The organism is Kitasatospora sp. NPDC056783 (assembly GCF_042789895.1).
GTDB lineage: Bacteria > Actinomycetota > Actinomycetes > Streptomycetales > Streptomycetaceae > Kitasatospora.
In genome coordinates this window covers 24751-39432 of the sequence record NZ_JBHUAF010000003.1, presented here as the reverse complement: position 1 = coordinate 39432, position 14682 = coordinate 24751, and the positions used below count along the sequence as shown (strand labels likewise).

The 14682-nt window shown below is 72.9% G+C and carries 11 protein-coding genes; 3 read left to right on the top strand and 8 right to left on the bottom strand.

Annotated elements, in window-relative coordinates; translation table 11 throughout:
* Positions 1-5: 5 nt before the first annotated feature.
* Positions 6-1553: a CoA transferase gene (locus tag ACFRMQ_RS01385; RefSeq protein ID WP_380725622.1), complete on the top strand. Its 1548-nt coding sequence runs from the start codon at positions 6-8 to the stop codon at positions 1551-1553.
* Between the two features lie 65 nt (positions 1554-1618).
* On the top strand, positions 1619-2311 hold the full coding sequence (locus ACFRMQ_RS01380; protein ID WP_380725620.1) for a DUF6461 domain-containing protein: 693 nt from the start codon (positions 1619-1621) through the stop codon (positions 2309-2311).
* Between the two features lie 133 nt (positions 2312-2444).
* Here the strand turns inward: ACFRMQ_RS01380 and ACFRMQ_RS01375 are convergent, their stop codons facing one another.
* Positions 2445-3044 carry an HdeD family acid-resistance protein gene (locus ACFRMQ_RS01375; protein ID WP_380725618.1) on the bottom strand — a complete coding sequence of 200 codons (600 nt, stop codon included), beginning with the start codon at positions 3042-3044 and terminating at the stop codon, positions 2445-2447.
* A gap of 238 nt (positions 3045-3282) precedes the next feature.
* Here ACFRMQ_RS01375 and ACFRMQ_RS01370 point away from each other — a divergent pair, with 238 nt between their 5' ends.
* Positions 3283-5094: an NAD-binding protein gene (locus ACFRMQ_RS01370; protein ID WP_380725616.1), complete on the top strand. Its 1812-nt coding sequence runs from the start codon at positions 3283-3285 to the stop codon at positions 5092-5094.
* A 156-nt stretch (positions 5095-5250) separates the two neighbouring features.
* Here the strand turns inward: ACFRMQ_RS01370 and ACFRMQ_RS01365 are convergent, their stop codons facing one another.
* The 7 genes from ACFRMQ_RS01365 to ACFRMQ_RS01335 form a co-directional block, all read right to left on the bottom strand.
* The gene (locus ACFRMQ_RS01365) at positions 5251-6036 is read right to left on the bottom strand and encodes an enoyl-CoA hydratase (protein WP_380725614.1); all 786 of its coding nucleotides are present in this window, start codon (positions 6034-6036) and stop codon (positions 5251-5253) included.
* Between the two features lie 140 nt (positions 6037-6176).
* The gene (aceE, locus tag ACFRMQ_RS01360; protein ID WP_380725612.1) at positions 6177-8909 is read right to left on the bottom strand and encodes a pyruvate dehydrogenase (acetyl-transferring), homodimeric type; all 2733 of its coding nucleotides are present in this window, start codon (positions 8907-8909) and stop codon (positions 6177-6179) included.
* A gap of 191 nt (positions 8910-9100) precedes the next feature.
* Positions 9101-9718: a GntR family transcriptional regulator gene (locus tag ACFRMQ_RS01355; protein ID WP_380725689.1), complete on the bottom strand. Its 618-nt coding sequence runs from the start codon at positions 9716-9718 to the stop codon at positions 9101-9103.
* Positions 9719-9920: 202 nt separating this feature from the next.
* Complete coding sequence (locus tag ACFRMQ_RS01350) at positions 9921-11018, bottom strand: enoyl-CoA hydratase/isomerase family protein (protein WP_380725610.1); 1098 nt, start codon at positions 11016-11018, stop codon at positions 9921-9923.
* A 231-nt stretch (positions 11019-11249) separates the two neighbouring features.
* The gene (gene fahA / locus ACFRMQ_RS01345) at positions 11250-12470 is read right to left on the bottom strand and encodes a fumarylacetoacetase (protein ID WP_380725608.1); all 1221 of its coding nucleotides are present in this window, start codon (positions 12468-12470) and stop codon (positions 11250-11252) included.
* Entirely contained in the window at positions 12467-13435 is a 969-nt protein-coding gene (locus ACFRMQ_RS01340; protein WP_380725606.1) for a hypothetical protein, read from the bottom strand. The genes fahA and ACFRMQ_RS01340 overlap by 4 nt, the downstream gene beginning before the upstream one ends.
* Positions 13432-14634: a homogentisate 1,2-dioxygenase gene (locus ACFRMQ_RS01335; protein WP_380725604.1), complete on the bottom strand. Its 1203-nt coding sequence runs from the start codon at positions 14632-14634 to the stop codon at positions 13432-13434. Before ACFRMQ_RS01335 ends, ACFRMQ_RS01340 begins: the two co-directional genes overlap by 4 nt.
* Positions 14635-14682 lie beyond the last annotated feature (48 nt).

The following is a 14682-nucleotide window of genomic DNA, read 5'->3' as shown; positions in this document are numbered from 1 at the left end:
CGGGCATGACAGAACGTCCGCTACCCGCAGACACCGCCGGACCCGCCGGAGCCTTCAGAACCTCCGGAACCGCCGGGACGGTCGGAACCGCCGAGATCTCCGGGGCGGCCGGTGCCGCCGACCGCCCCACCGCCCACGCCTGGGCGGCCCTCGGCGGACCGGCCGAACTGCTGGAGCGGGTGGCCTTCCACGGCCCGGAGGACGTCCTGCCCTCCGGGCTGCCGGTGCGTCAGCTGGCCCGGGCCACCGTGGCGGTCTGCTCGCTGGCCGCCGCCGAACTCGCCGCCCACCGCGCCGGCGGCCCGGCTCCCGCTACCGGGAGCGGCCCGGAGCCCGTTCCCGGCCCCGTTCCCGGCCCCGTCCCCGTCCCCGCGCCCGTCCCCGCCGTCCGGGTGAACCAGGGCGCGGTCGCCACCGCCTTCATCAGCGAGCGACACCTGACGATCGACGGCCGCACGCCCGTCACCTTCGCCCCGCACTCCGGCTTCTGGCGCACCGCCGACGGCTGGGTGCGCACCCACGCCAACTACCCGCACCACCGCACCCGGCTGCTCTCCGCCCTCGGACTCGCCGCCGACGCCGGGCCCGAGCGGCTCGCCGAGGAGCTCGGCAAGCTGCCGGCCGGGCAGATCCAGGAGCGCGCGTACGAGGCAGGGGCGCTCGCGGTGGCAGTCGCGCCGGTGCGTCCGATCGGACACCCCCTTGTCGAGCACCTGGAGATCGATGCCACGGCCAGGTCCGCGCCCGTCCGCCCGCTCACCGAAGCCCCGGTGGACCGGCCCGCCGACGGGATCCGGGTCCTCGACCTCACCCGGGTGATCGCCGGGCCGGTGGCCACCCGGACCCTCGCCCTGCTCGGTGCCGACGTCCTGCGGATCGATTCGCCCCGGCTCCCCGAGGCAGAAGACGCCCACGCCGACACCGGCTTCGGCAAGCGCTCCACCCGCCTCGACCTCGCCGAACCGGCCGACCGCGCGCTCTTCGAGGAACTGCTCGCCACCGCCGACGTCGTCGTCAGCGGCTACCGCCCCGGAGCCCTCGACACCCACGGCCTCAGCCCCGACGCGCTGTTCGCCCGCCGGCCGGACCTGATCCTCGTCCAGCTCTGCGCCTGGGGCTGGACCGGCCCCTGGGCAGGGCGGCGCGGCTTCGACAGCCTGGTCCAGGCGGGCGTCGGCATCGCCGGCCACGAGGCCGCCCCCGACGGCCGTCCGGGCGTGCTGCCCGCCCAGGCCCTCGACCACGGCACCGGCTACCTCATCGCCGCCGCCGTCCTGCGGGCCCTCACCGACCAGCGCACCCGCCACCCCGGCGGCCGCCACCTGCGCTTCTCCCTCGCCGGTACGGCCGCCTGGCTGCTGCACGGCATCGAACCGGAGGCGCTACAGGGGACTGTGGACGAGCCGTACGACCCCTCCCGCTGGCTGACCGAGACCGACTCCGCGTACGGGCGGCTGCGCCACGCACTGCCGCCGATCGGGTACGAGGGCGCGCCCTCCGGCTGGTCGCGCCCCCCTGGGCGCTGGGGAACGGACGAGCCGGTCTGGCTGTGACGAGCCGGTCCGGCTGGGACGGCCTCGGGTGATCGGTGTCCGAGGCGCCTGGCAGCATCCCCGTCATGACCGCACACGCCACGGACTACACCTGGTTCGCCGAGCGCTACCCCGTCCTGGGTGAGGCGTACTGCCTCACCCAGGTCCAGGGGATCTCCGCCGACGAGCTGCTGCACCGCTTCGACGCCCTGCCCGGCCGTGAGGTCATCGGGCTGGACGCGGTGATCGCGGCCTGGGAGTCCTTCGAGGACGGGGAGGACGAGGGGGACGAGGGGGATGAGGAGGACGAGGAGGACGAGAGGGACGGAGAGGCCGACGGAGGGGCCAGGGACCTGTTCGACTCCGAGGACGACCGGTTGCTCGTAGCCGTCGCCGAACTCGGCGGCTGGGCGCTCGGCGTGGAACCGTTCGGCTACCTCGGCACCCTGGACGAGGTCGTTCCCCGGCTCGGCGAGGGCACCCGGCTGGTCTCGCACTTCCGCAACTCCATGGCGGTCGACCACTTCCATTGGTGGGAGCACGGCACGCGGCGACTTCACTTCGAGCCGCTCTTCCCCGGCCGGCGGGACGGCTCGGACGCCGAGGCTCCCGGCGTCCCCGAACTGCTGACCGCCTGCGGCTTCGAGCCGGAGACGGAGGCGTACGACCTGCACACCGCGGCCACGTTCGCCCTCGCCGAGCGGCTGACCGGCGTCCGGCTCGATCCGGAACGCCTGGAGGCCGCCACTTTCCGGATCGGTTACGCCCCTCACCCGTGACCCGGTGCACCTGTGATCTGCTGCGCCCGTGACCCGCTGCGCCCGTGACCCGCTGCGCCCGTGACCCGCTGCGCCCAACAGTGAGGCCGTGCCCCGGTGGGACACGGCCTCGCAGCGGCACGGGGTGGAGGTGTCAGACCCCCGACGGGATCTGCTTGGCCCGGCTGCGGACCTGGAGCGCCGTCACGATCTCGACCAGCCCGAGGATCACCAGCCAGCACCCGGCCAGCACGGTCAGCGCGGCGATCGACCCGACCGGCCACACCATCAGCAGCACGCCGGCCAGGGTGTTGGCCACGCCCGCGAAGGCCTGCCAGCCGCGGGCGGGCATCAGCGGGTCGGAGATGGCGGCGGCGAGCTGGGTGATGCCGCGGAAGAGCCAGCCGATCCCGATCCAGAGGGCGAGCAGCAGCAGGGACTGCACGGCGCTGCGGAAGCAGAGCAGCCCCAGCAGTACGCAGATCGCGCCGCTGATGAAGGCCAGTACCCGCAAGGCGGTGGTGGCGTGGGTGCCGAACGCGGCGACCAACTGCACGATGCCGATCACCAGGAGATAGAGGCCGAACAGCACACCCACCACCAGGAGCGTCTCCTTGGGCCAGGCGAAGACCACGATCCCGAGGGCGAGCGAGGCGAGTCCGGCGACCAGCAGGACCTGCCAGGCGGCCTTGGCGAGCAGTCCGAGCGGACCCTGGACCGGGGAACCGTCGGGGGTGATGATCGGGGAGACCACGGTGGCGCACTCCTCGGGTTGGCGCCGGTCGACGGGTCGGGGCTGACGTGTGACGTGCGGGTCGGGTGACGCGCGCGACTCACGAGGCGTACGGGACGGCCGGCTGCTGGGCAGGGAACGAACCCCAGCCTCTCCGCGCCGACATCGGACCGCGCGCCGGATACGGCCGTTCGGGTGATTCACGGCGGTCGCCGGAACGTCATGTTCCGGACATTTTCTGCCGATACCATCCTTCGATATGACTTCTGAAGGGTGGGGGACCCCTCCGGTCGAACCGATCAGCCAGCACTACATCGTCTGCGGGGGCAACGCGCTGGCCCATCGACTGGTCCTGGAACTCGTCGAACACTACGACGTGCCGGTCGTCGTCCTGGTCGCCGACCGGACCCGCGACCACGCGCCGCAGATCGAGCAACTCGCCGGCGTCGCCGCGGTCGTGGAATACGCCAGTGTCACCGAGGAGGCGCTGCGCGCGGTGTCCATCGGCACCGCACGCGGTCTCGCCCTGGTCGAGGGAAGCGACCAGGAGAACATCCACGCCGCGCTCAGCGCCCAGAACCACAACCCGGACATCCGCATCGTGTTCCGGATGTTCAACCAGCGGCTCGGCGAGAACATCGAGCGGCTGCTCAAGAACGGAGCCGCGCTCTCCGGATCCGCCACAGCCGCCCCGGCCTTCGCCTCGGCCGCACTCGGACGGCCCAACTCGGTGGAGGTGGAAGGGCGTTACCTGCACATCGCGTTCGACGACGACATCACCTCCGACCGGATCTGCGTGGTCGCCGACCACATCGACCGGCAGGACGTCGGCAGGATGCGGCTGCTGCCCGAGCAGCGGGGGGACTCGGCCGATTTCGTGCGGCTCGCCAGCGAGTTCGGCGACGACGGCCCGATCCGCGCGGGCGGTGCGCGGCGCGAACCGGTGCCGCCGGCCGCCCCGGAGCCCGAGCAGGGCGGCAGGGCCGCGCTCCAGGCGCTGCGGATCGAGCCCCGGGAACCGATCGACTGGACACGGCGGCTGCGCTGGCGGCTGCTCGACACCATGCGCTTCTTCACCAGCGCCCGGATGCGGCTGGTGCTGCTCACGGCCCTCGCGGCGGTGCTGCTGGCCTTCGGGGTGCTCTGGTACCTCAACCGGAACTTCGGCTGGACCGTCTACATCGCGCTGCTCGACCTGGCCGGCGCCGCTCAGCCGGACCAGCTCTCCGACATCGCCTCCGGGACGGGCACCGGCGGGTTCTGGCAGCGGGTCGCGCAGGTGGTGATCACCATCTGCGGGATCACCTTCGCGCCGGTGGCCACCGCCATCGCGGTCGAGGTGCTGGGCTCCGGGAGGCGCGGGCAGCCGCGCAACCCCGGGGCGGGCACCCGGGACCACGTGATCGTCGTCGGCCTCGGCAACGTCGGCACCCGGGTGGCGACCCAACTGCACGACATGGGAGTGCCGGTGGTCTGCATGGAGCGGGACCCGCAGGCGCGCGGCATCGCCGCCGTACGGGCCCTGGGGATTCCGGTGGTGATCGGCGACGGTCCGTTCGAGCAGCAACTGCGCCGGGCGCGGCTGAAGCACAGCCGGGCGCTGGTCGCGGTCAGCGGGGACGACGCCACCAATCTGGAAGCGGCTCTCGAGGCACGCCACGGGAATCCCGAAGTCCGGGTGGTGGTGCGGCTGTTCGAGGACGACTTCGCCAGTCACTTCTACCGGACGCTGGACAACGCGGCCTCCCGGTCGGTGTCCTACCTGGCCGCGCCCGCCTTCGCGGCGGCGCTGATGGGGCGCGAGGTGCGGGGCACGCTGTCGGTGCTCCGGCACGTGCTGCTGATCGCCGAGCTGAAGGTGGAGGACGGCAGCAGGCTGATCGGGCTGAACCGGCACGACCTGGAGGACCCGGGCGGCGTCCGGGTGATCGCCGCGCGTTTCTCGCACGGCGGGCCGTTGCAGTGGAACTTCCCGGACCGCACCCGGCGGCTCGCCCCGGGTGACCAGATCGTGGTCGCCGCCACCCGCAGCGGGCTCGCCCGACTGAACACGGTGGCGGTCGAGGAGTGAGCGCGGGGGAGGGGAGAGGGGCGGCGGCCGGCGGCTGATGGCGGGGCGGCGGACAGCCGGCAGGTGACGGAGTTCAGCTGACAGATTTCAACATCTGAAACCTGAAAGCTGAACTCTGTCGACTGTCATCCGTCCGCCGTCCGCCGTCCGTCCTCGTCAGCGGTTGGTGAACTCCGGCGGGCGCTTCTCGGCGAAGGCCGCCATGCCCTCCTTCTGGTCCGCCGTGGCGAAGGCCGCGTGGAAGAGCCGGCGCTCGAAGCGGACGCCCTCGGCGAGGGTGGTCTCGAAGGCGCGGTTGACGCTCTCCTTCATCATGACCGCCGCCGGGGCGGACATCGCCGCGACCGTCTCGGCGGTGGCCAGCGCCTCGGACAGCAGCTGGTCCGCCGGGACGATCCGGGAGACCAGCCCGGCCCGCTCCGCCTCCTCGGCGCCCATCATCCGCCCGGTCAGGCACAGCTCCATGGCCTTCGCCTTGCCGACCGCCCGGGTGAGGCGCTGCGAGCCGCCGATGCCGGGGATGACGCCGAGCTTGATCTCCGGCTGCCCGAACTTGGCGGTGTCCGCCGCCAGCAGGATGTCGCACAGCATCGCCAGCTCGCACCCGCCGCCCAGCGCGAACCCGGCCACCGCCGCCACCACCGGCTTGCGCAGCGCGCCGAGCCGGTCCCACGGGCCCAGCCAGTCGTCGAGGTAGACGTCCGGGAACCGGTTGCCCTGCATCTCCTTGATGTCGGCGCCGGCCGCGAAGGCCTTCTCCGAGCCGGTGATCACCAGACAACCGATCTCCGGGTCCCGGTCGAAGGCGGTGGCGGCGGCCACCACCTCGTTCATCAGCTGGGTGTTGAGCGCGTTGAGCGCCTTGGGCCGGTTGAGCGTGATCAGCCCCACCCGGCCCTTGCGCTCGACCAGGATCGTTTCGTAGGTCTCGGTCTCGGTCATCGCCGTCGACTCCCATGTCCGCTGCTAGGCGCCGTACGGGCGCGCCCTGACCACCCAACGATCTACGACGCGCCCCGCCTCGCGCCAGTCTTGGTATGCGAGACGCCGGTCACCAGGTGGCGGGGCGGGCGCGGTGTCGGTCAGAACCGAACGCCGTAGCGCTCGGCGGCCCGCCGTACGGTTTCCGCCCTGACCTCGCCCCGACGGGCCAGCGCGGCGAGCGCCGCGACCGTCACCGACTCGGCGTCCACCCCGAAGTGGCGTCGCGCCGCCGTCCGGCTGTCCGAGAGGCCGAAGCCGTCGGTGCCCAGCGAGGTCCAGTCCTGTTCCACCCAGGGGCGGATCTGGTCCGGTACCGCGCGCATCCAGTCGCTGACCGCCAGCACGGGTCCGGGCGCCCCTGCCAGCGCCCGGGTGACGTACGGGACCCGGGCTGCCGCACCGGTGCCGGCCGCCGCCTGCGCCAGGTTCGCCGCGTCGCAGTGCAAGGCCTCGCGGCGCAGTTCCGTCCAGGAGGGCGCGGACCAGACGTCGGCCGCCACGCCCCACTCCTGGCCGAGCAGTCGCTGCGCGGCCAGGGCCCAGCGCACGGCGGTGCCGGACGCGAGCAGTTGGAGCCTCGGGGCGTCGGCGGGCAGTACGGTCGGAAGGTTCGCGGCGTCCGCGGCGTCCGCGGCGTCCGCGGTGCGGTAGCGGTAGAGGCCGCGGAGGATGCCGTCCAGGACCTCGTCGCCGGCCGGGAGCGCCGGCTGCGGCAGCGCCTCGTTGTAGACGGTGAGGTAGTAGAACACGTCCTCGCCCAGCGGGTGTTGCTCGCTGCCGCCGTACATCCGGCGCAGGCCCTCGCGGACGATCGCGGCCACCTCGTAGCCGAAGGCCGGGTCGTAGCAGAGCGCCGCCGGATTGGTGGAGGCGATCAACTGCGAGTGGCCGTCGGCGTGTTGCAGGCCCTCGCCGGTCATGGTGGTGCGTCCGGCGGTGGCGCCGATCAGGAAACCGCGTCCCAGCTGGTCGGCCAGCGCCCACATCTGGTCGGCGGTGCGCTGCCAGCCGAACATCGAGTAGAAGATGTAGAACGGGACGACCGGCTCGCCGTGGGTCGCGTACGCGGTCGCGGCGGCGGTCAGCGAGGCCATCGAACCGGCTTCGGTGATGCCCTCGTTGAGGATCTGGCCGGTGGCCGACTCCTTGTAGTGGAGCAGTTGGTCGCGGTCGACCGGGTCGTAGGTCTGCCCCAGCGGGGAGTAGATCCCGGCGGTCGGGAAGAGCGACTCCATGCCGAAGGTGCGTGCCTCGTCCGGCACGATCGGCACCCAGCGGTGGCCGGTCTCCTTGTTCCGCATCAAGTCCTTGACCAGTCGGACGAAGGCCATGGTGGTGGCGATCTCCTGGCTGCCGGAGCCCTTGAACAGGGCCGCGAACGGCTTGTCCGGCAGCTCGGGCAGCGGAGTGAAGCGCACCCGGCGGGCGGGTGCGGGGCCGCCGAGGGCGGCGCGGCGTTCGCGCAGGTAGCGGGCCTCCGGCGAGTTCGCGCCGGGGTGCGCGTACGGTGGCAGCTCACCGTCCAACGCGGAGTCCGGGATGGGGAGTTCGAGCAGGTCCCGCATGGCCCGGAACTCCGGTCCGGAGAGCTTCTTCATCTGGTGGTTGGCGTTGCGGGACTCGAAGCCGGGGCCGAGCGTCCAGCCCTTGACGGTCTGCGCCAGCACCACCGTGGGCGCGCCCCGGTGCTCCAGCGCCGCACGGTAGGCCGCGTACACCTTGCGCGGCTCGTGGCCGCCCCGGGAGGTGGCGACGGTCTCGACGAGCCGCCGGTCGTCCAAGGAGTCGAGAAGCGACCGCAGTTCGGGCGAGTCGCGGCAGAGGTGATCGCGGATGTACCCGGCGTCGGAGGCCGCGTAGGTCTGGAACTGCCCGTCCGGTACCTCGCCCAGCCGGCGGATCAGCGCTCCGGTGGTGTCACGGGCCAGCAGGCCGTCCCAGGCCTCGCCCCAGAGCGACTTGACCACGTTCCAGCCGGCCGCGCGGAACCGGCGTTCGAGCTCCTGCACGATCTTGCCGTTGCCGCGCACCGGTCCGTCCAGGCGTTGCAGGTTGCAGTTGATCACGAAGGTGAGGTTGTCCAGCTCCTCCCGTGCCGCCAGGGTGAGCGCGGCGGTGGCCTCCGGCTCGTCCATCTCGCCGTCGCCGAGGAAGGCCCACACGTGCGAGCCGGAGGTGTCCTTGATCCCGCGCGCGGTCAAGTACCGGTTGAACCGGGCCTGGTGGATGGCCGAGAGCGGCCCGAGGCCCATCGAGACGGTCGGGAACTCCCAGAACCACGGCAGCCGGCGTGGGTGCGGGTAGGAGGGCAGGCCGTCGCCGCCGGCCTCCTGCCGGAAGTGGTCCAGCCGGTCCACGGAGATCCGGCCCTCCAGGTACGCGCGGGCGTAGACGCCGGGTGCGGCGTGGCCCTGCACGTACAGCTGGTCGCCGGAGCCGTCGGCCTCCTTGCCGCGGAAGAAGTGCTGGAATCCGACCTCGTACAGCCAGGCGGCGGAGGCGTAGGTGGCCATGTGGCCGCCCAGGCCGCCGCGGTGGTTGCCCCTGGTCACCATGGCGGCGGCGTTCCAGCGGTTCCAGGCGGTGATCCGGCGCTCCATCTCCTCGTCGCCGGGGAACTCCGGTTCGGCGGCGGTGGGGATGGTGTTGACGTACGGGGTGTCCAGTAGCGGGGGGACGTCGAGGCGCCGCAGTTCCGCGTGTTCGACGAGGCGGCGCAGCAGGTGGGCGGCACGGTTCGGTCCACCGAAGTCGCGGGCGGCGTCCAGGGACGCGCGCCACTCGGCGACCTCTTCGGGGTCCTGGTCGGGAAGCTGGTCGAGCTGGGACACGGGTGGTTCCCCTTTATCGGTGCGCTTCAGATACCTATTCCGGGATGCGGAATAGTTTTTCTCTCCATGGAACTATCTGGACGGTAGAGAGCGCTGGAGTCGTCCGTCAATGGGTACTCGCGGGTAGTTTGAGCGATGATCGATCATCTTTGTGCGAACTCATGGTCATCTGGAACGGGCGCGCCGGTGACTCAGTCGGAGTGCCGGGCGTACGCCAGGACGTGCTCGGCCAGCAGTCGCCCCGCCTCCGGGTCCTGGCGACGGAAGGCTTCGATCAGCGGCCGGTGGTCGGCGGCGTTCTCGTGCAGCTCCGGCCGGATCCGGTGCAGCGACAGCACCGTCCACACCTCGACCCCGAGGCCCTCCCAGGTCCGCAGCAGCGTCCCGTTGCCGGACGCGGCCACGACCTCGCGGTGGAAGGCCACGCCGTGCCGGGCTTGGCCGAGGGCGTCGCCGGCCGCCGCGGCCGCCGCCATCCGCTCCGCGTGCCGCTCCAGGGCGGTGGTGTCCCCGGCCAGTCGGACCACCGCCGACTCGGCGGCCAGCCGCTCCAGCGCCGCCCGCACCTGGTAGACCTCGCGCAGCTCGGCCGGGCCGATCTCGCGCACCCGTACGCCCCGGTTGGGCTCGGCGTCCAGCAGCCCGAGCGCCTGGAGCGCGCGCAGCGCCTCGCGGACCGGTGCCTGGCTGACGTTCAACTCGACGGCCAGGCGCCGCTCGACGATCCGGTCGCCCGGCTGCCAGCGGCCGGTCAGCAGGCCCTCCAGCAGCAGCCCGCGAACCTGCTCGCCCAACGGCACCCGGGACAGCGGGTCGGCGTTCGGGTCGGCGTTCGGGGCGTTGCCCGGGTCGGCTTCCGGGGCGACGCGGCCGGTGTGGCCTGTGCGGCCGGTGGGGCCTGTCGGTTCGGCGTAGCCGGTGGGGGTGGCGGCGTCGGTCGGGGTGGACGGCGGGACGGGGTGGTTCACGGCGGGCTCCAGGTGTGCCGGTGGGGGAGTCGGGGCCGCGGGGTCAGGCCAGGCCGAGCTCGTCGCCCTCGCGCGGGGCGAAGTAGCGCGCGACGTCCGCCTCCGTCACCCCGGCGAGCGTGGCGGGCTTCCAGCGGGGAGCGAGGTCCTTGTCGATCACCTGGGCGCGGATGCCCTCGACCAGGTCGTGACTGTCCAGGGCGGCGCACGAGACCCGGTACTCCTGGTCGAGCACCGCCTCCAGCGAGGGGAGCCCGCGGGCGCGGCGCAACGCGGCCAGGGTGGCCTTGACGGCGGTGGGGGAGTTCGCCAGGACCGCTTCGGCGGCCTCCTTCGCCTCCGGGACGCCGGAGTCGAACAGGCGGTCGACGATCTCCTCGACGGTGTCGGCCGCGTAGCAGCTGTCGATCCAGGCCCGCTGGGCGGCCAGTTCGGCGGGCGGCGCGGGCTCGGTGTGCGCGGAGACCAGCGCGGTGACTCGGGCGTCGACCTCGGCGGTGCCGTCGGCGGTCGCGGTCGCGGTCGTGGCCGCGGCGCTCCGGCCCAGGGCGGCGAGCAGCTCCGGGACGCGCGCCGAGGGGACGAAGTGGTCGGCGAACCCGCACAGCAGGGCGTCGCCCGGGCCCATCGAGGCGGAGGTCAGGCCGAGGTGGGTGCCCAACTCGCCCGGAGCGCGGGCGAGCAGACGGCTGCCGCCGACGTCCGGGACGAGGCCGATCCGGGTCTCGGGCATCGCGACCCGGGAGCGTTCGGTGACGATCCGCACCGTGCCGTGGGCGGACACGCCGACGCCGCCGCCCATGGTGACGCCGTCCAGGACCGCGACGTACGGCTTCGGGTAGCGGGCGATCAGCGCGTTCAACCGGTACTCGTCGCGGAAGAACGCCCGGGCGCCGGCCCCTCCGGCCTTGGCCTCGTCGTGGATCATGCGGACGTCGCCGCCCGCGCACAGGCCGCGCTCGCCGGCGCCGGTCAGCGCCACGGCCCGTATCCGGTCGTCCTCGGCCCAGTCGTCCAGGGTGGCGCGCAGGGCGATGACCATGTCGCGGGTGAGCGAGTTGAGTGCCCGCGGGCGGTTCAGCACGATCCGTCCGACGCCGCCGTCCAGGAACGTCCGGACCTCCGCCACCTGTGCGCTCATCGGGCCCGCTCCCGTCCCTCGGCGGCTCCGACACCCGTCGGCGCCGGTCGATGTCAGCCGATTCCTGGGCCCACCGTACCGGGGAGGCGGGGAGGCGTGATCACCGGACGAACAAATGACAGCTGACAGATTTCAACATCTGAAATCTGTCAGCTGTCATCCGTCAGCTGCTACCCGTCATCCGTTACCGGCGACCCGCCGCCCGTCACCCGCGGCCCCGCCCGAGGCCCCTCAGCCCCGCACGCGCCCGGTGACCTCGCCGAAGCCGATCACCGCACCGTCCGGTCCGGGCGCCGTGGCCGTGATGGCGACCTCGTCGCCGTCCTCCAGGAAGGTCCGGGTCGTCCCGTCCGGGAGCTTCAGCGGCTCCTCGCCGTTCCAGGTCAGCTCGATCAGCGCGCCCCGGGTCTCCGGCTCCGGTCCGCTGACCGTCCCGGAGGCGAACAGGTCGCCGGTGCGCAGCGAGGCGCCGTTGACGGTCATGTGGGCCAGTTGCTGCTGCGCCGTCCAGTACATGGTGGCGAACGGAGGCCGCGAGACCGGGTGCCCGTTCAGCCGGATCTCCATCGCCAGGTCCAGGCCCCACGGCTCGCCGCCCCGGTCGTCCAGGTACGCCAGCGGCTCGACGTCGCGCCGCGGCGGCGCCACCCGGGCGTGCTCCAGGGCGTCCAGCGGGACGATCCACGGCGAGACCGAGGTGGTGAAGGACTTGCCGAGGAACGGGCCGAGCGGCACGTACTCCCAGCCCTGGATGTCACGCGCGGACCAGTCGTTGACCAGGCAGACGCCGAACACGTGCTCGCGGAAGTCGTCCAGCGCGACCGGCCGGCCCAGCTCCGACGGGGTGCCCACGACGAAGCCGACCTCGGCCTCGATGTCCAGTCGGCGCGTCGGCCCGAAGGTCGGAGCGGCGTCGGCGGGCGCCTTGCGCTGCCCGTGCGGCCGCACCACCGGGGTGCCGGAGACCACGACGGTGCCCGCCCGCCCGTGGTAACCGATCGGCAGGTGCTTCCAGTTGGGGGTGAGCGGCTCCGAGCCGGGGCGGAAAATCCGGCCCAGGTTGGTGGCGTGGTGCTCCGAGGCGTAGAAGTCGACGTAGTCGGCGACCTCGAACGGCAGGTGCAGCTCCACCTCGTCCGCCGGCAGCAGCGCGGGCGTCAGCGCCTCGCGGAAGGACTCGTCGGTGAGCCAGGTGGTGAGGTCCGCCCGGACCCGGGTCCAGACCGGCCGGCCGGCCGCCATCAGCGGGTTGAGCGAGTCCGCGTCCAGCAGCTCCGACGGCGCGCCGGCCGCGCGGGCGGCCGCCCCGGCGTCCAGGACGAAGTCCCCGACGCGCACGCCGATCCGGCGCCGCCCGGGCTGGTCGGCGGCGGTGAAGACGCCGTACGGCAGGTTGTGCACGCCGAACGGCGAGTCCTGGGCGCTGGCGAGCCAGCAACGGGGGGTGGTCAACGGTCCTCCTGGTGCAGTGGACTGGGCGACGGGAGCAGGCCGAGCGCGGCCAGGTCGTCCAGGGGCTCGGCGATGCTACAGGTGCCGAACGCGGTGAACGAGTTGCGGATCACCGTGACCTGACGATCCGTCAGCGCGTGTACCGCCTTGGCCAGCGCCTCGCCGTCGCGCTCCGCCAGCACCGCCGCGGCCGCGGCCCGGTCGGTCTCCTGCGCGGCCAGCAGCACGTTCAGGAAGCCGTGGTGCTCGAAGCCGGTCTCCGGATCGGTGTGCCGGACGGCGTTGTGCAGCCCGGCCGTGCACTTGTAGGGCAGTCCGCGCCGGGCGCAGCCGGTGAGGAAGGCGGCCAGCTCCTCCTCGTCGGGGAACGCCTCGGCGACCAGTCCCCCGGTGCGGAACTTCGCCCGGTACGGGCTGTCCACCAGCACGTCCAGGACGGCGTCCAGCCCGTCGCCGCGCAGGAGTTCGCGCGGCAGCTCGATGGCGGCGGGGACGTCCGGCGGCAGCAGCCGGTCCAGGGCGGCCACCGCCTCGGCGACGTCCCGAGTGGCCAGCTCGACACCGGCCGGCTCGAACGGTGCGGCGGCGGCGAGCGCCGGGGCGAGCTCGGCGCTGCCCCCCGGCAGCACCAGCCCGACCTTGAGCGGCGGGTCGCCCGCCACCACCGATCCGTCCGCCCCCGCCGTGCCCCCTTCGACCCCGGCGGCCGTCACCGCCGTGGCGCCTCCGACCGTGGAAGTGCCCGTGGCCTCGGGGGAGTTCTTGACCGCGGCGGCCAGCTCGCCGAGCCGGCCCGCCCCGCAGAGGAGCGGGCCGACCGCCTCGGCGTACCAGGCGGCGCGGTGCGCCCGGTGCGCGGGCACCGCCCGGACGATGGGCAGGTTCCCCGGGGGGAACACCGCCGCGTCGTCGAACAGGCCGCGGAACAGTTCGGGAATCGTGATCCCCGGAGACGGCGCGCTCATCGTCCGGGCCCCCGACCGGACCAGGTCCAGGCGTAGCCGGGGTCCTCGCCGGCCCGGCCGCCCTCGCCGAGCTCGAGCGGGCGGAAGGTGTCCACCATGACGGCCAGCTCGTCGAAGAACTCCACGCCGATGCTGCGCTCGTAGGCTCCCGGCTGCGGCCCGTGGGTGTGCCCGCCCGGGTGCAGCGAGATGGAGCCCTGGCCGATGCCCGAGCCCTTGCGGGCCGCGTAGTCGCCGCCGCAGTAGAACATGACCTCGTCGCTGTCCACGTTGGCGTGGTAGTACGGCACCGGGATCGACAGCGGGTGGTAGTCCACCTTGCGCGGAACGAAGTTGCAGATCACGAAGCCGTCGCCCTCGAACACCTGGTGGGCCGGCGGCGGCTGGTGGACCCGGCCGGTGATCGGCTCGTAGTCCTTGATGTTGAAGGCGTACGGGTAGAGACAGCCGTCCCAGCCGACCACGTCGAAGGGGTGGTGCGGCACGGTGTAGCGGGTGCCCGAGACCCCGTTCGCGCCGCGGTGCTTGACCAGCACGTCGACGTCCCCGGGGGCGTCGACCAGCAGCGGTCCGACCGGTCCGCGGAAGTCCCGCTCGCAGTACGGCGCGTGCTCCAGCAGCTGCCCGTACTTGGACAGGTAGCGCTTGACCGGGCTGATGTGGCTGTTCGCCTCGATGCAGTACGCGCGCAGCGGTTCGTCGCCGGCCGGCACCCACCGGTGGGTGGTGGCGCGCGGGATGATCACGTAGTCGCCCTGCCCGACCTCGATCGAGCCGAACACCGTCTCGAGCGTGCCGGAGCCGGACTCGACGTACACGCACTCGTCGCCGAGCCCGTTGCGGTAGAGCTCGCTCGGGGCCCCGGCGGCGACGTACGAGAGCCGTACGTCGCCGTTGCCGAGGACGAGCCGACGGCTGCCGACGACGTCCGCGGACTTCCAGTCCTGGTCCGCGAACAGCGAGTGCAGCTTGAGGTGACGGGGGAGGAGCGGATGGTTGGGCACCGTGGACTGGTCCGGCAGCTCCCAGGGCACCGCGTTGACCACCGCCGAGGGGATGCCCCGGTGGTAGAGCAGTGAGGAGTCCGAGGAGAACCCCTCCTCGCCCATCAACTCCTCGTAGTAGAGCCCGCCTTCGGGGGTGCGGTGCTGGGTGTGCCGCTTGGGCGGGATACTGCCCAGCTGCCGGTAGTACGCCATCTCCGTGGTCCTCCTCGACCGTTCGTCAGTGCCGGCGCCGAATCAGGG

Excerpts from the sequence above, each read along its gene's own strand:
- ACFRMQ_RS01350 (WP_380725610.1), bottom strand. The coding sequence starts at position 11,018 with ATGAGCGCACAGGTGGCGGAGGTCCGGACGTTCCTGGACGGCGGCGTC.
- ACFRMQ_RS01335 (WP_380725604.1), bottom strand. The coding sequence starts at position 14,634 with ATGGCGTACTACCGGCAGCTGGGCAGTATCCCGCCCAAGCGGCACACC.
- ACFRMQ_RS01385 (WP_380725622.1), top strand. The coding sequence starts at position 6 with ATGACAGAACGTCCGCTACCCGCAGACACCGCCGGACCCGCCGGAGCC.
- ACFRMQ_RS01370 (WP_380725616.1), top strand. The coding sequence starts at position 3,283 with ATGACTTCTGAAGGGTGGGGGACCCCTCCGGTCGAACCGATCAGCCAG.
- ACFRMQ_RS01365 (WP_380725614.1), bottom strand. The coding sequence starts at position 6,036 with ATGACCGAGACCGAGACCTACGAAACGATCCTGGTCGAGCGCAAGGGC.
- ACFRMQ_RS01340 (WP_380725606.1), bottom strand. The coding sequence starts at position 13,435 with ATGAGCGCGCCGTCTCCGGGGATCACGATTCCCGAACTGTTCCGCGGC.
- ACFRMQ_RS01380 (WP_380725620.1), top strand. The coding sequence starts at position 1,619 with ATGACCGCACACGCCACGGACTACACCTGGTTCGCCGAGCGCTACCCC.